Genomic DNA, 21,387 nt, shown 5'->3' on the forward strand with positions numbered 1-21,387 from the left:
TTGATAGGCTGGGTGTGGAAGTGCAGTAATGCATTAAGCTAACCAGTACTAATTGCCCGTACGGCTTGTCCCTATAACCTTAGCAGGTACAGAGGATAAGACGGTACAACGTTGCGTGTGTGTTGATACTACCAGTCATTACCCCAATCTTTGCTTCTTCCAGATTCATGGCTTTGTCGCTCCACTGAGGACAAATGCCGGTACAAGTTATGCCTGATGACCATAGCAAGTTGGTCCCACCCCTTCCCATCCCGAACAGGACCGTGAAACAACTTTGCGCCGATGATAGTGCTGCAACCAGTGTGAAAGTAGGTTATCGTCAGGCTTGTTATTCGAAAAAACCCCCATCGGTGATCCGGTGGGGGTTTTTTTACGTCTGGCGCTTTTTCCAATAACCGCGTGCGGACATAAAAAAGCAGCGCTACGCGCTGCCTTTGTCATTTATCAAACCCATTAAAAGTGATAAGCGACTTTGACGTTCATGTAATTGACGCCACTGTTAGGCTTCTTGTAGCCGCCATTCGAGAAATGCTGGATCTTCGCAGCGACTTCCCATTTGTTATTGAAGATATAGCCGACGCCGATATGGTCGCCGAACTGGAAGTGGGTCGACAGACGGTTATCGTCGTTGTCGTACAGCTTGGACAGCATGTGTACGCCAATACCGCCTTCTGCATAGAAACCCAGCTTGTTTGTGTTTTCAAAGCGGAACACGGGAGTAAAACCCAGATCCCACAGTTTTTGATGCTGGCCAGGGACGTTGCGATAGCTCTTGCCATCCCAACCGCCGATGCTGGCATCCCAGTAACCGCTCAGCTGCGTGCCATTCGATACAAACCAGGCCTTATCCCAGCTCGAGGTCACGCCGGCGCGTACCATTTGTACCTTCACGCCCTTGGCATATTCGCCGTAGACGGAGTCGATCAGTTTGTCGTCGGCGGCAAAGCCGACGTTGGCCGCCATCAGCGCGGCAACGGCGGCGATGGATGTGAGGAGATTCTTCTTGAAGAACATAGAGGCTTTCATCGTAAAATTGGCCGATAGGCTATTGTTGTACAGGCATCTTGCATTGATGCCGCTCTCGCCACTTGTTGATCTCAGGGGTTCAATTGACATTCTCTACAAAAATCGCATTTCTCGGTATCGGTCTGATGGGGGATCCGATGGTCCGGTGCCTGCTACGCGCTGGATATTCTGTCACAATTTGGAATCGCACGTACAGCAAGGCCCAAGTCCTGCGTGCGGCAGGGGCGCAGCCGGCCGTTTCCATCGCTGAGGCGGTCAATGGCGCGGACGTCGTCATCTCGATGCTGGAAGCCGGTCCCATCGTGGCGCAGGTGCTGCAGGAGGCGCTGCCGGCCCTGCCCGCAGGGGCGCTGTGGATCGATATGAGCTCCACGCAACAATCAGAAGCCCGGCAATTTCATGCCGTCTTGCAGGCGGCAGGCCATTCCTTCATCGATGCGCCCGTGTCGGGTGGCGTCGGCGGGGCACAGGCGGGCACCCTGGCCATCATGGCTGGCGCCAGCACCAGCGATTACGCGCGCGTGGAAGCTATTTTGACGGCAATGGGCCGCCCGACCCTGGTGGGGGCGCCGGGCAGTGGCCAGGTCGCCAAGCTGTGCAATCAGCTGATCGTCGGCGCGACATTGACCATCGTGGCCGAAGCGCTGTTGCTGGCCCAGGCGGCCGGCGCCGATGCGGCTGCCGTACGGGCGGCCATCCGCGGTGGTTTTGCCGAGAGCAAGATTTTGGAGGTACATGGCCAGCGCATGTTGGAGCGCAATTTTGTTGCTGGCGGGCAGGTGAAAAGCCAGATCAAGGATATGCACAACATCCTGGCGGCGGCCGAAGCTGCCCACGTCACCTTGCCGGTGACGCAACTGGTGACGCAGCGCTATGAAACCCTCGCCACCAGCCACCCGACGGCCGACCATGCGGCGGCCTTGCTGGCCCTGGAAGCGTTGAATCCGGGCCAGCGTCTGGGAAGCGGCCCGGACAAATTGAGCTGATTCAGGCGACGGGCAGGCTCGTCTCGGCCAACTTGACCCAGAAGCTGGCGCCGATCGGCAACAGATCATCGTTGAAGTCGTAGCTGCCATTGTGCAAGACGCACGGGCCCAGGCCGTGGCCGCCATCGCGATGCTCGCCATCACCATTGCCGATGAAGATGTAGCAGCCGGCTTTTTCCTGCAGGAAGAAGGCGAAATCTTCCGCGCCCATCGTCGGTTCGACATTCGCGTTGACCTTGTCGGCGCCCACCACGCTTTTCATGACGTCGACGGCAAACGCTGTTTCTTTCGCGTGGTTGACCAGCGGTGGATAGTTGCGCTTGAAGTGGAACTCGACTTCTGCGCCAAAGGCGGCGGCCGTGTGCACGGCGATGTCGCGCATGCGTTCTTCGATCAGGTCCAGCACGGGCGTGGTGAAGGTGCGCACGGTGCCAACCAGGCTGGCGTCATCGGGGATCACATTGGTGGCGCTGCCCGCATGGATTTGCGTGATCGACAGCACGGCCGTATCGAGCGGGCTCTTGTTGCGCGTGATGATTGTTTGCCAGCTTTGCGCGATTTGCACGGCCACCATCACGGGATCGATGCCCTTGTGGGGCTGGGCCGCGTGGGCGCCCTTGCCCTTGACGGTGACGTGGAATTCATTGCTGGACGCCATCATCGGCCCTTCCACCACGCTCAGCGTGCCCGTTTCGGCGCCTGGCCAATTGTGCATGCCGTAGATGGCATCCATGGGAAAGCGGCTAAACAAGCCGTCTGCGATCATTTCGCGCGCGCCGGCGCCGCCTTCTTCGGCCGGCTGGAAGATCAGGTACACGGTGCCGTCGAAATGGCGGTGCTGCGCCAGGTAATGGGCGGCACCGAGCAGCATGGCCGTGTGGCCGTCGTGGCCGCAGGCGTGCATCTTGCCCGGGTGGCGTGAAGCATGCTCGAAGGTATTCATTTCCTGCATCGGCAAGGCATCCATGTCGGCGCGCAGGCCGATGGCGCGTGTGGAGGTGCCCTGCTGGATGATGCCGACCACGCCAGTGCGGCCCAGGCCGCGTACCACGGGAATGCCCCATTGCGTCAGTTTGGCGGCGACCACGTCCGAGGTGCGTTGTTCTTCGTAGCACAGCTCGGGATGCGCGTGCAGGTCGCGGCGGATAGCTTGCAGCTCGGATTGAAACGCCAAGATCGGATCAACTAGTTTCATGGAACTCTCCTGTGGATGCTGGCACGCAGCAATGTATGGCGCGCCGGACCGCGGCTGTTTGATCAAAAACAGACGCGGCTAATGGTGCATTGTAGCCCTTGTTTGCCGGGTAAATCCAGCGCACGGACCAGCTTGCCATGGCGCCAACAGCAAGCACGCGGAATGGTTTACAGTATCGCCTTCCCCCAACGTTTTTGGATTGCACCATGACCACCACCCAAGTGCGCGCCGCCTGCCCGCTCGACTGCCCCGATACCTGCGCCCTCCTGGTCACCGTGACCGATGGGGTGGCAACAGCCGTCAAGGGCGATCCTGATCACCCGACCACGGCGGGCGTGCTGTGCACCAAGGTGTCGCGCTTCACGGAGCGGACCTACCATGCGGACCGGCTGCTGCATCCGCTGCGCCGCGTGGGCAAGAAGGGCGAAGGCAAGTTCGAGCGCATCAGCTGGGAAGAGGCATTGCAGACCATCGCGGCCCGCTTGAAACCGATCGCCGCGCGCGATCCGGAGGCGATCTTGCCGTACAGCTACTGCGGCACCATGGGCCTGGTGCAGGGCGAGTCGATGTCGTCGCGTTTCTTCAACCAGCTCGGTGCCTCGCTGCTGGACCGCACCATTTGCGCCTCGGCCGGCGCCACCGGTTACCGCTACACGGTGGGCGCCAGCATCGGCACGGACCTGGAACAATTCCAGAACGCGAAATTGATCATCATCTGGGGCGGCAACCCAATCGCCTCGAACCTGCATTTCTGGATGCGTGCCCAGGAAGCCAAGCGCCATGGCGCGACCCTGATCGCCATCGACCCGTATCGCTCGCTGACGGCCGAAAAATGCCACCAGCATATCGCCTTGCTGCCGGGCACCGATGCGGCCCTGGCGCTGGGCTTGATGCATGTCCTGATCACGGAAAACCTGGTTGACCAGGACTATGTCGACCGCTACACCGTGGGCTATGCGGAACTCAAACAGCGCGCGCTGGAATGGCCGCCCGCACGCGTGGCCGAGGTGTGCGGCATCACCACGACGGAAGTGGTGGACTTGGCGCGCCTGTACGGCCAGGCATGCCGTTCTGGCGAGGGCGCCGCCATCCGTGCCAACTACGGCGTGCAGCGCGTGCATGGGGGCGGCACGGCGGTGCGCAATATCGCCTGCCTGCCCGCGCTGACGGGTGCCTGGCGCCATCCTGCCGGCGGCATGCAGCTGTCGAGCTCGGGTTCATTCCCCGTCAACCGCAAGGCCCTGCAGCGCCCGGATTTGCTCAAAGGCACGCCGCGCACCATCAACATGAGCACCATCGGCGACGATTTATTGAAAGAAAGCTCCGCCGAGTTCGGCCCGCAAGTGGAAGCCGTGATCGTCTACAACTCGAACCCGCTGGCGGTGGCGCCCGATTCCTCGAAAGTGGCGCAGGGCTTTGCCCGCGAAGACTTGTTTACGGTCGTGCTCGAACACTTCCAGACCGATACCGTTGACTACGCCGACATCGTGCTGCCCGCCACCACGCAGCTTGAACATGTCGATGCGCATGCCACCTACGGCCATTTGTACATGATGGCGAACAATGCGGCCGTGGCGCCGCTGGGCGAAGCGAAGGCGAATACGGAAATCTTCCGCCTGCTGGCCCAATACATGGGCTTTGATGATCCGTGCTTCCAGGAAAGCGACGATGCGCTGGCGGCCAAGGCCTTCGATGCGACCGATGCGCGCGCCGTGCATTTCGACTGGGAATCGCTGAAACGTACGGGCTGGCAAAAGCTGGCCATGCCCGAGGCGCCATTTGCCGAGGGTGGTTTCCCCACGCCATCGGGCAAGTGCGAGTTGTATTCGGAAGCCATGGCGCAGGCGGGGCTCGATCCCTTGCCGACGTATATTGCGCCGCACGAATCGCAGGCCAGCAATCCCGCGCTGGCGGCGCGTTTCCCGCTGGCCATGATTTCGCCGCCGGCGCGCAATTTCCTCAATTCCACGTTCGTCAACGTGAAAAGCCTGCGCGCGGCCGAAGGCGAGCCGCACCTCGATATCCATCCCGATGATGGCGCCGCCCGCGGCATCGCCGCCGGCGACATGGTACGCATCTTCAATGACCGTGGCAGCTTTGTTGCCAAGGCCAGGGTCACGGACAAGGCGAGAAAAGGCCTGGTGGTCGGCTTGTCCGTGTGGTGGAAAAAACTCGCCAGCGATGGCAAGAACGCCAATGAAGTGACCAGCCAGCGCCTGACGGACATGGGCCGCGCACCGACCTTCTACGATACGCTGGTCGAAGTGGAAAAGGTTGCCTGACATGCTGCGCTGGCCGGCCTGCTTGCTTGTCGGCACGCTGTGTCTGCTGCTGGGCGGCTGCACGCAGCTGCGCTACTACACGCAGGCGGCACAGGGGCAATATGCATTGTGGTCGGGCGCGCGGCCCGTCGGTGACTGGCTGGAGGACCCGGCCACCGAGCCGCGCCTGAAAGTGCGCCTGGCCAGGGCGCAGCAGATTCGCCGCTTTGCCGTCAGCGAGCTGGACTTGCCCGACAATGGCAGCTACAAGAACTACGCGTCCCTGCGGCGCCCGTTTGTGCTGTGGAACGTGGTGGCCACGCCGGAACTGTCGCTGCAGCCGCTGCAATGGTGTTTTCCCATCGCCGGCTGCGTCAGCTATCGTGGCTATTACAGCAAGGACGAGGCGCTCGCGTATGCCGACGCGTTGCGCGCCCAGCATTACGACGTGCAGGTGGGCGGCGTGCCCGCGTATTCCACCCTGGGCTGGTTCGATGATCCCCTGCTGTCGACCTTTATCAACTACAACGACGCGGAACTGGCGCGGCTGATTTTCCATGAACTGGCGCACCAGGTGGTGTACGTGCCCGGCGATTCGGCCTTCAACGAATCGTTTGCCAGTGCCGTGGAAGAGGCGGGCGTGCAGCGCTGGCTGGCGCGCGAGGGCAATGACGCCATGCGCGCGTCATACGCCCAGTATGCGGCGCGGCGCCAGGATTTTCTGGCCTTGCTGCTGACATACCGGGGCAAGCTGGAGACCGTGTATGCGAGCGACGCCAGCGAGGCGGACAAGCGCGCGCGCAAGGCGCAGGTGTTTGCGGCATTGCAAGACGCGTATCAGGTATTGAAGCAAGACTGGGGCGGTTTTGCCGGTTACGACCGCTGGTTCGAGCAGCCATTGAGCAATGCGCACCTCGCTTCCGTGTCGACCTACAATGAATTTTTGCCTGCCTTCAAAAAATTGCTGGAAGAAAAAAAGAACTTTCGTGCTTTTTATGCTGCAGTGCACACAATGGCCCAGATCAAGAAGCCTGAGCGCAGGCATGCGCTGGAACAATTGTCCAGCCCCTGACCCGTAAAGATTGTCCCGTACGGCGAGGCAAGCGATTCGGTAACAGTGTATTTATCATGCTGCAGTGCAGCACAAAATGCTCCTAGAGTTGCTGCTCGAATACTGTTGAAAGCGCTTGCATGGAAGCGCGGCGCCCGATAGCATCGCATTAGTAGCATAGAGCAATTGCTCGTCAGAATGCTCAAACTGACTGCAGGACGACAGAATCCGCAGCAATGATCCGCGCCGGCAGGCTGCGCCGGCTCCCCCCCGATTATTCGAGACAAGAGGCACAGGATGGAAAAAATTTGGCTGAAGTCATACCCTCCCGGCGTTCCCGCCGACATCGATCCTGATCAATATCGTTCGCTGGTGCATCTGCTGGAAGAGGCGTTTCAAAAATATGCGGATCGCAATGCCTATGTCTGCATGGACAAATTTCTCACCTATGCCGAACTCGATACTTATTCGCGCCAGCTCGGTGCCTGGCTGCAAAGCCGTGGCCTGAAGAAGGGCGCCCGGGTCGCCCTGATGATGCCGAACGTGCTGCAGTATCCGGTGGCGATCGCCGCCGTGCTGCGCGCCGGCTACACGGTGGTCAACGTCAACCCGCTGTACACGCCGCGCGAACTCGAGCACCAGCTCAATGATTCGGGCAGCGAAGCGATCATCGTGCTGGAAAACTTCGCCCATACACTCGAACAAGTGTTGAGCAAGACGGCCGTCAAGCACATCGTCGTCGCCAGCATGGGCGAGATGCTGGGCGGTTTGAAGGGCATGCTCGTCAATTTTGTCGTGCGCAACGTCAAGAAGATGGTGCCCGCGTATTCCTTGCCGAACGCCATGCGTTTCAAGCAGGCGCTGACGCTGGGCAGCCGCATGAAACTCACGCCCGTCGAGCTGAGCATCAACGACGCCGCTTTCCTGCAATACACGGGCGGCACCACGGGCGTGTCGAAAGGTGCGACCTTGAGCCACCGCAACGTGATCGCCAATGTGCTGCAGAGCGAAGCGTGGTCGGGCGCGGCGCTCGATCCGAACAGCCGCGAGCAGCTGATCATCGTTTGCGCCTTGCCGCTGTACCATATCTTTGCCCTGACGGCGTGCGCGATGTGGGGCACGCGCGTGGGCGCGCTGAATATCCTGATCCCGAATCCGCGCGATATCCCTGGCCTGATCAAGGAACTGGGCAAGTACAAGTTCAACCTGCTGCCAGCGGTCAATACGCTGTATAACGCGCTGGTGAATCACCCCGACTTTGCCAAGCTCGACTTCTCGGGCTTGAAGATCGCCAATGGCGGCGGCATGGCGGTGCAGCAAGCCGTCAATGACAAGTGGCTGCAAGCGACGGGCGTGTCCATCATCGAGGGTTATGGCCTGTCGGAAACGTCGCCCGTCGCCACCTGCAACCGCGCCGACAGCACGGTGTTTTCCGGCACCATCGGCTTGCCGATTCCGTCGACCGAGATCGCGATTCTCGACGATGACGGCAAGGAAGTGCCGCTGGGGCAGACGGGCGAGATCGCCATCCGTGGCCCGCAAGTGATGACGGGCTACTGGAACCGTCCCGATGAGACGGCCAAGGTCATGACGTCCGACGGCTATTTCAAATCGGGCGACGTGGGCATCATGGATGAGCGCGGCTACGTGAAGATTGTGGACCGCAAGAAAGACATGATTCTCGTCTCCGGCTTCAACGTGTATCCGAACGAAGTCGAAGCCGTTATCGCAGCCCATCCGGGCGTGCTCGAGTGCGCCTGCGTGGGCGTGCCCGATGAGCATTCGGGTGAAGCCGTGAAAGTGTTTGTGGTACGCAAGGACCCGAACCTGACCCAGGCCGTGCTGGCCGCGTATTGCAAGGAGCAATTCACGGGCTACAAGCGGCCGAAATACATCGAGTTCCGCGATGAACTGCCGAAAACCAACGTCGGCAAGATTTTGCGTCGCGCCCTGCGTGACGAGAAAAAGATAGCAGCATAAACAATGTGGATGCGCCAGGAGGCGCATCCCTTTTACAGATAAAGATGAGGCGAGATGGACAAGATTTGGTTGAAGTCATACCCGGACAGCGTTCCCGCAGAGATAGATTGCACGCAATACCGTTCCGTGACCCATTTGCTGGAAGAGTCGTTCCAGAAATATGCGGACCGCAACGCTTTCGTGTGCATGGATAAATTCATGACCTATCGCGAGCTCGACCAGCTGTCGCGGCAGATGGGTGCCTGGCTGCAAAGCAAGGGCCTGCAACGGGGGGCGCGCGTGGCGATCATGCTGCCGAACGTGCTGCAATATCCGGTGGCGATGGCGGCGATTTTGCGCGCCGGCTATACGGTGGTGAACGTCAACCCGCTGTACACGCCGCGTGAATTGCAGCACCAGCTGATCGATTCGGGCAGTGAAGCGATCATCGTGCTGGAAAACTTCGCCACCACGGTGGAGCAGGTGTTGCCGCATACCCAGGTCAAGCATGTGATCGTGGCCACCATGGGTGATTTGCTCGGTGGCTTGAAGGGCACGATTGTTAATTTCGTCGTGCGCAAGATCAAGAAAATGGTGCCCGCGTTTTCCTTGCCGGGCGCCATCAGTTTCAACAAGATGCTGGCCGAAGGTGCGCGTCTGACCTTGCAGCCCGTGCAGCAGGGGCATGACGATATTGTCTTCCTGCAATACACTGGTGGCACGACGGGCGTCTCAAAAGGCGCGATGTTGTTGCACCGTAATGTGATTGCCAACGTATTGCAAAACGAGGCGTGGATGTCGCCCGTGATGACGCCTGAAATGCGCGCCACCTCGATGGGATTCATGTGCGCCTTGCCCCTGTATCACATTTATTCGCTGACGGTCAGCGCCCTGATGGGCATGCGCCTGGGCGGCATGAGCGTGCTGATTCCCAATCCGCGCGACATTCCCGGTTTCGTCAAGGAATTGGCCAAGCACAAGATCGTCGTCTTCCCGGCCGTCAATACCCTGTACAACGCGCTGCTGAATAATGCCGAGTTTGCCAAGCTCGATTTCTCCAGCTACAAGGTGTGCAATGGCGGCGGCATGGCCTTGCAGCGCAACGTGGCCGAACGCTGGCTGAAACTGACGGGCTGTCCGCTGATCGAAGGCTATGGCATGTCGGAAACATCGCCCGTGGTGACGGGCAACCGTGTCGACATCACGGAATTCACGGGTACCATCGGCTTGCCTTTCCCCTCGACGGAAGTGGCGATTCTCAACGATGACGGCGTGGAAGTGCCGCTGGGCGAGCCGGGCGAAATCGCCGTGCGCGGCCCGCAAGTGATGGCCGGCTACTGGCAGCGTCCGGACGAAACGGCCAAGTCGATGACGGCCGACGGCTACTTCAAGACGGGCGACGTGGGCGTCATGGACGAGCGCGGCTACGTCAAAATCGTGGACCGCAAGAAAGACATGATCATCGTCTCCGGCTTCAACGTGTATCCGAATGAAGTGGAAGACGTGGTTTCATCGTGTCCGGGCGTGCTCGAATGCGCGTGCATCGGCGTGCCCGACGCCAACGCGGGCGAAGCCGTGAAAGTGTTTGTCGTGCGCAAGGATCCAAACCTGACGGTGGAACAGATCCGCGAGCATTGCAAGCATGAATTGACGGCCTACAAGAAACCGAAATACATCGAGTTCCGCGATGAATTGCCGAAAACCAACGTCGGCAAGATCTTGCGCCGTCAATTGCGCGACGAGAAGAAGGTGGCTTAGTTTGCCTCTATGGCTGTGTCCGCCGCCAGGTTCCGGCCTGGGCGGGCGGGCAAGCCGAAGCAGGGGCGCAGCCAGTTCACCTTGCTGATCAGCAGCGAGGTTCCCAGCCAGCAGGTCGCCAGCGTGCCAGCCAATATCAGCAGCGGTTCGAGCACGGGGCCCAGCTTCAGGGGCACCAGCCAGTAGGCCAGCAGCACGATCGCGCTCTGGTGCAGTATGTACCAGGGAAAGACGGCCTGGCGGGCCCAAGGCAGCCAGGCCAAGGGGCGGTTCAATAAGGTATGCGACCAGCCCAGGATGGCGCAGATGGCCAGCCACATGTACAGGTTGCGCATGGGCCAGGAGCCGGCCGATGCCCAGGTCAGCAGGTTTTCCGAATACATCTGGTCAAATACCATGTACACGGCAAACGCGCCCAGACCCAGCCATAGAGTCTGCCAGCGCAGGCGCGTCAGTTCCGCCCACAATCCCCTGTCATTGCCCAGCCACCAGCCATACACGAACAGCGTGAAATAGATGCTGTGCGCATACCAGTCGTGCACCACCGCATGGGTTTCCGGATAGCGCATTTTCAGGAACACCGTGGCGGTCAAGGTGGGTAGCGCCGGCAAGACCAGCAAACGCCAGCCGCGCAAGTGCTGGAACAGGGGGCGCAGCGCCGCCAGCAGCGGCTGCAGCGCCACCAGCACGGTGATGTACAGCAGCAAGTACACCAGATACCACAAGTGATTCCACGTAAAACCATATTGCCAGCCTGCAAATGCGCCGGCCGGCCAGGCATGGCCGCCAAAGTAATGCAGCAGGAACTGTCCATAGCCGGGTTCGACCAGGCCGTTGCTGACCCCTTCGCAATACGGCTGGATGGGAATGACGATGGCCATGCCGAACAGCAGCGGCAGCAGCAAGCGCTTGATCCTGCGCCAGAGGAAGGCCCCGCGCGAGGTCAGCGTCATCATGGCGCACGACACGCCGGAAATGAGGAAGACGATTTCCATGCGCCAGCGGTTAATGAAGACCAGCGGCATGTTCAAGGCATCGGTGGCGTAACTGCTGTGCATGTGAAAGTTCCATCCATCCATGTACAGCAAGGCAGTGTGATAGACAATCAGCAGGCTGAAGACGAGAAAGCGCAAGGCGTCGATATCGTGACGGCGTATGTCATGGCGCATGATCGGTGGGCAAGTGGTCAAGGAAGGCCCAGCATAGGCAGCGGCGGGGCTGGCAGCCAGCGCGAAGTGACCAGCGGACGGCTGGCTGGGACGAATGGATCGCCTGGGACGGGTGTGGGACGTTACAATCGTGCAACTAATTTACCTACTGAAGCCATGCGCGTCTCTTCCACCGACATGTTGCAACGTTATCAACGCTGGCGCCGCGTGGCCGAGCCGGGATTCTGGATCGTGCTGACTCTGCTGCAGGCCAGCGTCAACAGCTGGCTGGCCTGGCTTGACCTGCGGCGCGCCGGGCTCGCTACGCCATACTGGGAAGTGGCCGTGTGGGAGTGGAGCAGCAATCTGGTGCTGCTGGCGCTGGTGCCCGTGGTCGTGCTGGCGGGACAGTACCGGCCGCTACACCTGGTGTTCCAGCGCCAGAACCTGCGCTGGCACCTGGCTGCGTCGGTCGTCTATAGCCTGGTGCATGTGGCGGCCATGGTGGCCTTGCGCAAAGTTGCCTATTGGAGCCAGGGCAGCCACTATGATTTTGGCGACTGGTGGCGCGAGTTGCCGTATGAATACCTGAAAGATGTGCGTGCTTACTTCCTCGTCTTGTTGGCGGTGGGGTTTTACCAGTTGCTGCTGATGCGCTGGCAAGGCGAGGCGACACTGCTGGGCGAACCCGATGAAGGCCCAGCCGTGGAGCCGGTGCAGCAGCCGGAACGCTTCCTGGTACGCAAGCTGGGCAAGGATTTTCTGTTGCCGGCTGCCGATATCGAGTGGATACAGGCCTGGGGAAATTATGTGAACCTGCATGTGCGCGGGCACGATTATCCGCTGCGCTCGACCATGGCCGCCATCGAGCGCCGCCTCGACGGCAAGCGCTTTGTGCGCGTGCACCGCAGCTATATCGTCAACCTCGATTTCGTGCAGAGCATCGTGCCGTTGGAATCGGGCGATGCGCGTGCCGTGCTATCCACGGGCGGGGATGTGCCCGTCAGCCGGCGCTACCGCGATGCCTTGAAAAGTACCTGCTAAGTGGGCTGCAAGCCCGCCTTGCCGTCCTGGACGGTAAAGCGGGCCAGTGTCGCGATGCCCGATGCGCTGTCGCGCACATTCTCCAGGCCCTGGAACAGGGTCGTCGTTTTCTCTGGAGTGATTTCCATCAACATATAGCCGCGCTTGTCGCTGCGTCCGTAGCGGATGTGCGGGTTCATCGCTACATACTGCTCGGTGCGCGCCTGCGGGCGGGAGCTCGACGTGATGGACGTGCCGCAAAACTCGGTCGCCAGCACGGGATTATCCTTGCTGGTGGGGCGCATGGCGTTGCGGCTCAGTTCCGTGGCATAAAACGTGTGTACGTCGCCCGACAGCACCAGCGGGTTGCTGGCCTTGCTGCTGCGCAGGGCGTCGAGCAGGTGCTGGCGCGCCAGCGGGTAACCGTCCCAGCCATCGGTCCAGACGCGCTCGTCGCCGGGGCGCAGGATGGGCACCTGGCTGGCTTGCGCCATCAGCGTTTGCTGAGCCAGGATATTCCAGCGCGCCGGAGACGTATCGAGACCAGTTTGCAGCCAGCGCTGCTGCTCCTCGCCCAGCATGCTGCGGCCGGGTTTGAGCAAGTCGGGACAGTTGCGCGTGGTGACGGAATTGGAGCCGCCGCGGCCCGGTTTGGCGCACGCGTGATAGGCGCGGTATTGCCGGTCATCGAGCACGTGGAAGCGCGCCAGCCGGCCCCAGTCATAGCGCTGGTAGATGCGCATGTCGGCAAAGCCGCGTCGCCCCAGCGGTAGCAGCCGCAGCGGCATGTGTTCATAAAACGCCTGGTAGGCGGCCGCGCGGCGCTGCAAGAAGGTGGGTGTGAGCAATTCGTCGCGGTCGTTGCCGTAATCGTTGGCCACTTCATGGTCATCCCAGGTCACGATCCACGGCGCGGCCAGGTGCGCGCCCTGCAAATCCAGGTCGCTCTTGTATTGCGCATAGCGGGCGCGGTACTCGTCCAGGCTAAAGCTTTCGTGCGTGCGCATGGCCCGGCTCGGGTGCTGCAGCTGGTACGGTCCCCACTCATAAATGTAATCACCGAGAAAGGCCACCAGGTCGGGCGCGGCCGCCGCGATGTGCCGGTGCGCCGCATACGCGCCGAATTCCCAATGCTGGCACGAGGCGACGGCCAGTTTCAGCGAGGCCGGCATGGAGCCGGGCTCGGGCGCTGTGCGCGTGCGGCCCACGGGACTGACGGCGTCGCCAAAGATAAAACGGTACCAGTACCAGCGTCCGGGCGCCAGGCCGCCCACGTCGACGTGCACGCTGTGCGCGAGGGCGGGCGTGGCCGTGGCTTGTCCCTTGGCGGCGATGCGCCGAAAAGCCTCGTCTTCGGCCACTTCCCAGCGCACGTTCAGGGCGATGGCGGGCGTGGCGTCTGCCTGCAGCGGGTCGTAACAGATGCGCGTCCACAGCACCACCGCATCGGGTAACGGTGAACCGGAGGCGACGCCGAGCGCAAACGGATAGCCGTTGCCGTTCAGGCGCGTGGCGGCGCGCGCGCCCGAGCCGGACAGCACGCTGCCGGCGGCGGCCAGCGCCGTGATGCGCGCAGCGCTGTGCAGGAAGATGCGGCGCTGGCTATCCATGCCGTCTGAAAATAAAACGTAGGATTATTGCGACAATAAGGTCTCGATCGGCGGCACCTTGCGCGGCTTGCGGTCGGAGTCCGTCGCCACGTAGATCAGGGTCGCTTCCGTGACTTTCACGATGCACGCCTGCAGGCGGTTGCGCTCGGCATACACCTCGACATTGACGGTGATCGAGGTATTGCCCACCTTGACGATTTCGGCGTAGAAGGAGAGTAGATCGCCGACGAAGACGGGGTTTTTGAAGATGAAGGAATTGACCGCGATGGTGGCGACGCGGCCGTTGGCGCGCCGCGTGGCCGGCAGCGAACCGGCGATATCGACTTGCGCCATGATCCAGCCGCCGAAGACGTCGCCGTACACATTGGCGTCGGACGGCGCGGGCATCATGCGCAATTCCGGCATTTTTCCGGCGGGCAGGCCGGAGGCGAGGCAGTTATCGGGACGGTCGGGGGAGGTGCTCATCTTTTATTCTCATGAAAGGCTACAATTGCCCCGATTGAACCATAAAAAGCCGACCTTCGCCATGCGCCGTTCCCAGACTCCCCCTCCGCCCCGCTCGCCAGCCTCCGCCAGCCACAGCGATTTCGCCACCATCAAGACCTTGCTGCCGTATCTATGGGTCTACAAATGGAGAGTATTGCTGGCGCTGCTATGCCTGGTGGGCGCCAAGCTGGCCAACGTAGGCGTGCCCCTGATCCTGAAAAAACTCGTCGACGCCATGACGATCACGGCGGCGCATCCACAAGCGCTGCTGGTGCTGCCGGTCGGCTTGCTGGTGGCGTATGGCTTGCTGCGCCTGTCGACAACCTTGTTTACGGAATTGCGCGAATTCCTGTTCGCCAGGGTCACGCAGCGGGCCGTGCGCACCATCGCGCTGCAAGTGTTCCGCCACCTGCATGCCTTGTCCTTGCGCTTTCACCTGAACCGCCAGACGGGCGGCATGACGCGCGATATCGAACGGGGCACGCGCAGCGTCGGCTCGCTCATTTCCTATACCTTGTTCAACATCCTGCCGACCCTGGTGGAAATCACCCTCGTGCTCGGCTATCTGGTCTTGCATTACGACATCTGGTTTACCGTGATTACGGCGGTGGCGCTGGTGTCCTACATCGCGTTTACCGTCTTGGTGACGAACTGGCGCACGCATTTCCGCCGCACCATGAACGACCTCGACTCGAAGGCGAATACCAAGGCCATCGATTCGCTGATCAACTATGAAACCGTGAAATATTTCGGCAACGAGGATTACGAGGCGAAGCGCTACGACGAAGGCTTGCAGCGCTATGAGTCGGCGGCCGTGAAATCGCAGACTTCCTTGTCCCTGCTCAATACGGGCCAGTCCTTGATCATCGCCACGGCCGTCACCTTGATCCTGTGGCGCGCCACGGTGGGGGTGATCAATGGCAGCATGACCCTGGGCGATCTGGTGCTGGTGAACGCCTTCATGATCCAGCTGTACATCCCGCTCAATTTTCTGGGCGTCATTTACCGCGAAATCAAGCAAAGCCTGGCCGACATGGAACGCCTGTTTTCCTTGCTGAACGAGAACCGCGAAATCGCCGATACGCCGGACGCCCAGCCGCTCGTCACGCGGGGCGCGGCCGTGCGTTTCAATCATGTGGATTTCAGCTATGAAGCCAAGCGGCAAATCCTGTTCGACGTGGACTTCCAGATTCCCGCCGGCACCACGACGGCCGTGGTGGGCCACAGCGGCTCGGGCAAGTCGACCCTGTCGCGCTTGCTGTTCCGCTTCTATGAAGTCGATGGCGGCAGCATCACCATCGATGGCCAGGATTTGCGGGCCATCACGCAGGACTCGCTGCGCGCCGCCATCGGCATCGTGCCGCAGGACACGGTGCTGTTCAACGACACCATCGAATACAACATCGCCTACGGTAAGCCCGGTGCCAGCAAGGATGCCATCGTGGCGGCGGCGAAAGCGGCGTCGATCCATGATTTTATTGAAAGCTTGCCAGATGGCTACAACTCTATGGTGGGCGAGCGGGGCTTGAAGCTGTCGGGCGGCGAAAAGCAGCGCGTGGCCATCGCCCGCACCTTGCTGAAGGACCCGGCCATCCTGATCTTCGACGAAGCGACGTCGGCGCTCGATTCCAAGGCCGAACAGGCGATCCAGTCGCAACTGAAGGAAATCGCCAAAAACCGCACCACCCTGGTCATTGCGCACCGGCTGTCGACGGTGGCCGACGCCCAGCAAATCCTGGTGCTCGACCATGGCCGCATCGTCGAGCGGGGCACGCATCCGCAATTGCTGGTGCTTGACGGCTTGTATGCGCAAATGTGGCAACGCCAGCAGGCGAATCGGGACGATGAGGCGGAAGAGGACGACGCGCTGGCGGGGCTGGCGCCGGCAAAATAAATCGGCGGGGGACAATCAGTAGGAAAAATGCTACAGCCGCGCTGATTCCGGCGCGCGTATAGCGCCTATTTGACGGCAATCGCAGAAAACGGCTAGTTCGGCGCTGAAAATGAAATAAAATTAATTCCATTGGTGGCGTTTGCACCACAGTTGTTTCGTCCGGCTTTGTATCCGGTTTGTCCGTCCAGGAGAATTTATGAAATTGACCAAAATTATCGCCACGCTGCTCAGCGTCGGCGTCATCAGCAGCATGTCGCCAGTCCAGGCTCAGGAATTGACCGGCACCTTGGCCAAGATCAAGAAAGCAGGTTCCGTCACCCTCGGCGTGCGCGACGGCTCCGTGCCCTTCTCCTATCTCGATGACAAGCAGCAATACCAGGGTTATTCGATCGACCTGTGCATGAAAGTCGTCACGGCCCTGCAAAAGCATCTGGGCCTGACCGAACTGAAAGTGGTGATGAGCCCCGTCACCTCGGCCAACCGCATCCCGCTGATGGCCAACGGCACCATCGACCTCGAATGCGGCTCGACCACGAACAACCTGGAGCGCCAGCAGCAGGTGGCGTTCGCGCCCACCATGTTCGTCATCGGCAACCGCATCCTGGCGAAAAAATCCTCGAACATCAAGACGCTGGAAGACTTGCGCGGCAAGACCCTGGTGGCCACGGCCGGCACGTCGACCATCAAGCAGATGACGATTTTGAACAAGGAAAAGAACCTGGGCATGACGATTGCCGTCGGCAAGGATCATCCTGAGTCGTTCCTGATGCTGGAAACGGGCCGCGCGGTGGCCGAAGCCAACGACGATATTTTGCTGGCGTCGCAAGTGGCCAACTCGAAAAACCCGAACGACTACGAAATCACCAAGGAAGCGCTGTCGGTCGAGCCGTACGGCATCATGCTGCGCAAGGGCGATCCGGCCTTCAAGAAAGTGGTCGACGAAGCCTTGACCCGCCTGTACAAGAGCGACGACATCAACCGTATTTATGCGAAATGGTTTACCTCGCCGATTCCGCCGAAAAACATCAACCTGAAATTCCCCATGCCGGCGCAATTGAAGGCCGTGTTTGCGAATCCGACCGACTCCGGTGATCCGGCCGCCTACGCGGCCGTGCCTGAGGCGCAGAAGACTTCGGACAAACGGAAAAAATAACAAGAGTGCGTAACAAATCGGGGGGCGCAAGCCTCCCGGTTTTATTTGCGGGGTAGGCGGCTGGCCGCTGCCCTTGGGCTGCATCGGAAGGATGATCATGAATTACAACTGGAATTGGCGCATCTTCTGGGAGATGTCCCCCGATGGCGTGGGCACGTATATGGATACCCTGTGGTCCGGCCTGGTGTGGACCCTGGCCACGGCCGGTGCTGCCTGGATCATGGCCTTGATCCTCGGCCTGGTGATCGGCACCGTCCGTACCCTGCCGAACAAATGGCTGGTGGGCCTGGCCAATGCGTACGTGGAATTGTTCCGCAATGTGCCGCTGCTGGTGCAGATGTTCCTCTGGTATTTCGTCATGCCGGAATTGCTGCCGCCGGATCTGGGCGCCTGGGTCAAGTCGCTGCCGAACGCGCCGTTCATCACGGCTGTGCTGTGCCTGGGATTCTTTACCTCCTCGCGCGTGGCCGTGCAGGTCACGACGGGTATCGAGGCGCTGCCGCGCGGGCAGAAACTGGCCGGCACGGCGCTGGGCCTGACCCTGCCGCAAACTTACCGTTTCATCTTGCTGCCGATGGCCGCGCGCGTCATCATGCCGCCGCTGACCAGCGAATTTTTGAACATCATCAAGAACAGTTCCGTGGCGCTGACCATCGGCCTGATCGAACTGACGGCCAGCGCGCGCGCCATCCAGGAGTTTTCCTTCCAGGTGTTCGAGGCGTTTTCGGCTGCCACCATCATTTATGTCGTCGTCAATCTGCTGGTGGTGGTGCTGATGCACCTGATCGAGAAAAAGGTCGCCATCCCGGGCTTCATCGTCGCCGGCGCCAAGACGGGAGGACATTGATATGTTCGGTAATTTCGACTTCGATGTCATCTCCCGCTCGTGGGTTTACCTGTTCCAGACCGGCATGGTCTTCACCCTGAAACTGACGGCGCTGGCCATGGTGGGCGGCATCGTGCTGGGCACTGTGCTGGCGCTGATGCGCCTGTCCAGCAACCGCCTCATCTCGGGCGTGGCATCGAGCTACGTCAACCTGATACGCTCGATCCCGCTGGTGCTGGTGATCTTCTGGTTCTACTTCCTGGTGCCGTACATCGCCGCCTGGGTCATCGGCGCCAACGAACCCGTGAAAGTGGGCGCATTTTCTTCCGCGCTGATCACCTTCATCATGTTCGAGGCAGCCTACTATTGCGAGATCATGCGCAGTGGCATACAGTCGATTCCCCGCGGCCAGGTGTGGGCCGGGCAGGCGCTGGGCATGAATTACCGGCAGACCATGGGCAGCATCGTGCTGCCGCAGGCCTTCCGCAACATGATCCCCGTGCTGCTGACGCAGACCATCGTGCTGTTTCAGGACGTGTCGCTCGTGTACGTGCTGTCGATCCCCGATTTCGTCGGCGCCGCCTCGAAAATCGCGCAGCGCGACGGCCGCCTGGTGGAAATGTATGTGTTTGTCGCCGTCGTGTATTTCGTGCTGTGCTATGCCTTGTCGTTCCTGGTAAAACGCCTGCAGAAACGCGTCGCCATCATTCGCTAACCGAAAAAGAAAGAACAAGATGATCGAACTCAATAACGTCAGCAAATGGTATGGCCAGTTCCAGGTACTGACCGACTGCACCACCAAGGTCGCCAAGGGCGACGTGATGGTCATTTGCGGCCCGTCCGGCTCCGGCAAGTCGACCCTGATCAAGACCGTCAACGGCCTCGAACCGATACAGCAGGGGCAGATCATCGTCGACGGCATCAGCGTCAACGATCCGAAGACGAATTTGTCGAAACTGCGCGCGCGCATCGGCATGGTGTTCCAGAATTTCGAGCTGTTTCCGCACCTGTCCATCCGCGAAAACCTGACCATCGGCCAGATCAAGGTGCTCGGTCGCAGCGCCGACGAAGCCAATGCCAAGGGCTTGAAATACCTGGACCGCGTGGGCCTGCTGTCGCAGCAGGACAAATTCCCCGGCCAGTTGTCGGGCGGCCAGCAGCAGCGCGTGGCGATCGCCCGTGCGCTGTCGATGGACCCGATCGCCATGCTGTTCGACGAGCCCACTTCGGCGCTCGATCCGGAAATGATCAACGAGGTGCTCGACGTGATGGTGGGCCTGGCGCAGGAAGGCATGACGATGATGGTCGTCACGCATGAAATGGGCTTTGCCAAGCGCGTGGCCAACCGCATCGTCTTCATGGACCAGGGCAAGATCATCGAGGATTGCAGCAAGGATGACTTCTTCAACACCACGCGCTCGGACCGCGCGCGCGATTTCCTGGCCAAGATCATTCACTAAGCTGGACTTTATCCATTCAGACTGCGTAACAGACGGTCTCCGTCAGGCGCTCGAATAATGCGCGGGGAATTTTTACGGTATCGGCTTGCTGCCCCGACCCGCAAAAAATCCGCGCGCCCCATAGGGACCGTCGTACCAAGGCAATGGTGTCGGAGAAGGTCGGGCTGTCCTTGGCGTACCAGGCAGCGTGGCGGGTCGGCATTGTTTGTCCCGCCAACAACGCGTTGGCGGCCAGCGTGACGATCGAGTACAGCCCCAGTAGTGCCGGCGTCGTACGCGCGATAGCCGGTGCGGACCATTGCCGCTGCGTCTCCATTCCCAGATGGGCGCGCGCTTCCTCGAACGTGACTTCGATTTGCCAGCGACGGATGAACCAGGCCAGTATTTGTTCCGGCCTGGCTCCCAGGTCGGTACACAGAAAGGCCTGCCCCTGGAAGGTGTTGCACGGATCGCGCACCAGCACCCAGCGCAACGGCACGACAGGCAAAGTGGCGCTGTACCACACAGCGGTGCCGGTGGCGAACTCGATGGTTTTATTGGCCTGCCCATACCATTGCGACAGCGTCGCATCGCGCCAGAGCGTGGTGTCGGAAGCGAGCACCTCCTTGAGCGTCGGTTGGCGCGCCCCTTTCAACGGCGGCCGTCCACGCGTGTCCGGCGCTCTGGCTGGCGCGGGATCGTACAAGGCGGCATCAAGACGCAGGCGGGTGACCACGCACAGCTGTTCGCGCACGGCGGCAAGCAGGTTCAATGCCGCAAAGCTGCTGTCGGCGACGACCACGATGGACCGCTCTGGCAGCCATCGTTTGACCATCCATAGTAATTGCCGAGCCCGGTCGGTGAGCTTGTTGGGGTGGCGTTTACGGTCGAGGTAGTAGCGCTCCGACGGCGCCAGCACCGAACAGAACGGTAATGCCCAACAACGTCCGGCCCAAGGAATCGGCGCCACCAGCATCAGGCACAGCCAACGCAAGCCGCTGGCCTTGACGAAATGGCTGTGGCTCGATCGCACTGGATCGCGATAGATTCCCTTGGCAGCGATCCTGGCACCACGCCGGCGTTCAATCGTGTCGTCCAGGGCCATGAGCACGGGTCCCTGCGGCACGAATGCATGGAGCAGCAAGTACAGCAGGCGTCGGCTGGCGGCCAGCGCCGACCATTTGACACGGTTCAGCACCCGGTGATACTTCTGAAATTGTTTCTCTTCGGCCATGCCCATGACGCGCAGCACGGCGGTGACCGTGCGCGGACCAACGGCCAGGATGGCACCGGCCAGCAACACCTGCGCCAGCGGCCAGGCTCGCTTGGAAAACAGATCGGAAAATCCTACAATGGACTGCGTAAGCCCGGATGGTAAAACTGCCATGATGAACCTCTCGTGGTGGAGTTGGTCAATCAATGACAGTGCATCCAGGGCTTACGTTCCCACTATCCAGATTCAAAATTGGATAAAGTCCAGCTAAGTAACCCCCAATAAATTATTGTGATTTCTGACTGCCATAACCGGCGCTCTGCGGCGTTGCCCTCTGCTAGCAGTGCCCGCACTGCGTC

At 60.7% G+C, this 21,387-nt stretch carries 17 protein-coding genes and 2 rRNA genes; 13 read left to right on the plus strand and 6 right to left on the minus strand.

The annotated features are described in order from the left end of the window. Together ACP7DW_RS00005 and rrf are read left to right on the plus strand one after the other, a co-directional pair. A 23S ribosomal RNA gene (locus ACP7DW_RS00005) occupies positions 1-73 on the plus strand; the annotation flags it as partial. A 139-nt stretch (positions 74-212) separates the two neighbouring features. Then, a 5S ribosomal RNA gene (gene rrf / locus ACP7DW_RS00010) occupies positions 213-325 on the plus strand. 128 nt (positions 326-453) lie between these two features. On the opposite strand, the gene ACP7DW_RS00015 is transcribed toward rrf, so the two are convergent. Then, the gene (locus ACP7DW_RS00015; protein WP_426053908.1) at positions 454-1,026 is read right to left on the minus strand and encodes an acyloxyacyl hydrolase; all 573 of its coding nucleotides are present in this window, start codon (positions 1,024-1,026) and stop codon (positions 454-456) included. 83 nt (positions 1,027-1,109) lie between these two features. Between ACP7DW_RS00015 and ACP7DW_RS00020 the strand changes: the two genes are divergently transcribed. Continuing rightward, the gene (locus ACP7DW_RS00020) at positions 1,110-2,012 is read left to right on the plus strand and encodes an NAD(P)-dependent oxidoreductase (protein WP_426053907.1); all 903 of its coding nucleotides are present in this window, start codon (positions 1,110-1,112) and stop codon (positions 2,010-2,012) included. Position 2,013: 1 nt separating this feature from the next. On the opposite strand, the gene ACP7DW_RS00025 is transcribed toward ACP7DW_RS00020, so the two are convergent. Next, a complete protein-coding gene (locus ACP7DW_RS00025) occupies positions 2,014-3,207 on the minus strand; it encodes a M20 aminoacylase family protein (protein ID WP_426053906.1) in 1,194 nt (397 codons plus the stop codon). Between the two features lie 206 nt (positions 3,208-3,413). On the opposite strand from ACP7DW_RS00025, the gene ACP7DW_RS00030 reads away from it, so the two are divergent. The 4 genes from ACP7DW_RS00030 (at position 3,414) to ACP7DW_RS00045 (ending at position 10,236) form a co-directional block, all read left to right on the plus strand. Next, positions 3,414-5,489 carry a molybdopterin-containing oxidoreductase family protein gene (locus tag ACP7DW_RS00030; protein WP_426053905.1) on the plus strand — a complete coding sequence of 692 codons (2,076 nt, stop codon included), beginning with the start codon at positions 3,414-3,416 and terminating at the stop codon, positions 5,487-5,489. Between the two features lies 1 nt (position 5,490). Continuing rightward, positions 5,491-6,540, plus strand: coding sequence for an aminopeptidase (locus ACP7DW_RS00035; protein ID WP_298403061.1), 1,050 nt, complete (start codon positions 5,491-5,493; stop codon positions 6,538-6,540). A 276-nt stretch (positions 6,541-6,816) separates the two neighbouring features. Continuing rightward, positions 6,817-8,499 carry a long-chain fatty acid--CoA ligase gene (locus ACP7DW_RS00040; protein WP_426053904.1) on the plus strand — a complete coding sequence of 561 codons (1,683 nt, stop codon included), beginning with the start codon at positions 6,817-6,819 and terminating at the stop codon, positions 8,497-8,499. Positions 8,500-8,553: 54 nt separating this feature from the next. Then, the gene (locus ACP7DW_RS00045; RefSeq protein WP_071075159.1) at positions 8,554-10,236 is read left to right on the plus strand and encodes a long-chain-fatty-acid--CoA ligase; all 1,683 of its coding nucleotides are present in this window, start codon (positions 8,554-8,556) and stop codon (positions 10,234-10,236) included. Here ACP7DW_RS00045 and ACP7DW_RS00050 read toward each other — a convergent pair. Beyond that, on the minus strand, positions 10,233-11,405 hold the full coding sequence (locus ACP7DW_RS00050) for an acyltransferase family protein (protein WP_426053903.1): 1,173 nt from the start codon (positions 11,403-11,405) through the stop codon (positions 10,233-10,235). The two genes, ACP7DW_RS00045 and ACP7DW_RS00050, sit on opposite strands and share 4 nt — an antisense overlap. Before the next feature lie 156 nt (positions 11,406-11,561). Here ACP7DW_RS00050 and ACP7DW_RS00055 point away from each other — a divergent pair, with 156 nt between their 5' ends. Then, positions 11,562-12,428 carry a LytTR family DNA-binding domain-containing protein gene (locus ACP7DW_RS00055; RefSeq protein ID WP_426053902.1) on the plus strand — a complete coding sequence of 289 codons (867 nt, stop codon included), beginning with the start codon at positions 11,562-11,564 and terminating at the stop codon, positions 12,426-12,428. Here the strand turns inward: ACP7DW_RS00055 and ACP7DW_RS00060 are convergent. Both ACP7DW_RS00060 and ACP7DW_RS00065 read right to left on the minus strand, forming a co-directional pair. After that, positions 12,425-14,017 (minus strand): alkaline phosphatase D family protein, encoded by a 1,593-nt coding sequence (locus ACP7DW_RS00060; RefSeq protein ID WP_426053901.1) that lies wholly within the window; start codon positions 14,015-14,017, stop codon positions 12,425-12,427. The genes ACP7DW_RS00055 and ACP7DW_RS00060 overlap by 4 nt on opposite strands. Before the next feature lie 24 nt (positions 14,018-14,041). After that, positions 14,042-14,407: an acyl-CoA thioesterase gene (locus tag ACP7DW_RS00065; protein ID WP_243420446.1), complete on the minus strand. Its 366-nt coding sequence runs from the start codon at positions 14,405-14,407 to the stop codon at positions 14,042-14,044. A gap of 136 nt (positions 14,408-14,543) precedes the next feature. On the opposite strand from ACP7DW_RS00065, the gene ACP7DW_RS00070 reads away from it, so the two are divergent. The 5 genes from ACP7DW_RS00070 (at position 14,544) to ACP7DW_RS00090 (ending at position 19,836) form a co-directional block, all read left to right on the plus strand. Next, positions 14,544-16,397 (plus strand): ABCB family ABC transporter ATP-binding protein/permease, encoded by a 1,854-nt coding sequence (locus tag ACP7DW_RS00070; protein WP_426053900.1) that lies wholly within the window; start codon positions 14,544-14,546, stop codon positions 16,395-16,397. A 196-nt stretch (positions 16,398-16,593) separates the two neighbouring features. Beyond that, a complete protein-coding gene (locus ACP7DW_RS00075) occupies positions 16,594-17,550 on the plus strand; it encodes an amino acid ABC transporter substrate-binding protein (protein ID WP_426053899.1) in 957 nt (318 codons plus the stop codon). Between the two features lie 97 nt (positions 17,551-17,647). Continuing rightward, entirely contained in the window at positions 17,648-18,397 is a 750-nt protein-coding gene (locus ACP7DW_RS00080) for an amino acid ABC transporter permease (protein ID WP_099764374.1), read from the plus strand. 1 nt (position 18,398) lies between these two features. Further along, a complete protein-coding gene (locus tag ACP7DW_RS00085; protein ID WP_298403047.1) occupies positions 18,399-19,091 on the plus strand; it encodes an amino acid ABC transporter permease in 693 nt (230 codons plus the stop codon). A gap of 19 nt (positions 19,092-19,110) precedes the next feature. Further along, on the plus strand, positions 19,111-19,836 hold the full coding sequence (locus ACP7DW_RS00090) for an amino acid ABC transporter ATP-binding protein (protein WP_099376217.1): 726 nt from the start codon (positions 19,111-19,113) through the stop codon (positions 19,834-19,836). Positions 19,837-19,852: 16 nt separating this feature from the next. Here ACP7DW_RS00090 and ACP7DW_RS00095 read toward each other — a convergent pair whose 3' ends face one another. Beyond that, positions 19,853-21,235 (minus strand): IS701 family transposase, encoded by a 1,383-nt coding sequence (locus tag ACP7DW_RS00095; protein WP_426053898.1) that lies wholly within the window; start codon positions 21,233-21,235, stop codon positions 19,853-19,855. Positions 21,236-21,387: the final 152 nt, after the last annotated feature.

It is taken from the genome of Janthinobacterium sp. PSRC1-1 (genome assembly GCF_049897525.1).
GTDB lineage: Bacteria > Pseudomonadota > Gammaproteobacteria > Burkholderiales > Burkholderiaceae_D > Janthinobacterium > Janthinobacterium tructae.

Bases quoted from the DNA above. Each gene is read 5' to 3' on its own strand.
- ACP7DW_RS00050 (WP_426053903.1), bottom strand. From the start codon at position 11,405: ATGCGCCATGACATACGCCGTCACGATATCGACGCCTTGCGCTTTCTC.
- ACP7DW_RS00075 (WP_426053899.1), top strand. From the start codon at position 16,594: ATGAAATTGACCAAAATTATCGCCACGCTGCTCAGCGTCGGCGTCATC.
- ACP7DW_RS00070 (WP_426053900.1), top strand. From the start codon at position 14,544: ATGCGCCGTTCCCAGACTCCCCCTCCGCCCCGCTCGCCAGCCTCCGCC.
- ACP7DW_RS00055 (WP_426053902.1), top strand. From the start codon at position 11,562: ATGCGCGTCTCTTCCACCGACATGTTGCAACGTTATCAACGCTGGCGC.
- ACP7DW_RS00065 (WP_243420446.1), bottom strand. From the start codon at position 14,407: ATGATGCCCGCGCCGTCCGACGCCAATGTGTACGGCGACGTCTTCGGC.
- ACP7DW_RS00085 (WP_298403047.1), top strand. From the start codon at position 18,399: ATGTTCGGTAATTTCGACTTCGATGTCATCTCCCGCTCGTGGGTTTAC.
- ACP7DW_RS00015 (WP_426053908.1), bottom strand. From the start codon at position 1,026: ATGAAAGCCTCTATGTTCTTCAAGAAGAATCTCCTCACATCCATCGCC.
- ACP7DW_RS00035 (WP_298403061.1), top strand. From the start codon at position 5,491: ATGCTGCGCTGGCCGGCCTGCTTGCTTGTCGGCACGCTGTGTCTGCTG.
- ACP7DW_RS00030 (WP_426053905.1), top strand. From the start codon at position 3,414: ATGACCACCACCCAAGTGCGCGCCGCCTGCCCGCTCGACTGCCCCGAT.
- ACP7DW_RS00045 (WP_071075159.1), top strand. From the start codon at position 8,554: ATGGACAAGATTTGGTTGAAGTCATACCCGGACAGCGTTCCCGCAGAG.
- ACP7DW_RS00040 (WP_426053904.1), top strand. From the start codon at position 6,817: ATGGAAAAAATTTGGCTGAAGTCATACCCTCCCGGCGTTCCCGCCGAC.
- ACP7DW_RS00080 (WP_099764374.1), top strand. From the start codon at position 17,648: ATGAATTACAACTGGAATTGGCGCATCTTCTGGGAGATGTCCCCCGAT.
- ACP7DW_RS00060 (WP_426053901.1), bottom strand. From the start codon at position 14,017: ATGGATAGCCAGCGCCGCATCTTCCTGCACAGCGCTGCGCGCATCACG.
- ACP7DW_RS00025 (WP_426053906.1), bottom strand. From the start codon at position 3,207: ATGAAACTAGTTGATCCGATCTTGGCGTTTCAATCCGAGCTGCAAGCT.
- ACP7DW_RS00090 (WP_099376217.1), top strand. From the start codon at position 19,111: ATGATCGAACTCAATAACGTCAGCAAATGGTATGGCCAGTTCCAGGTA.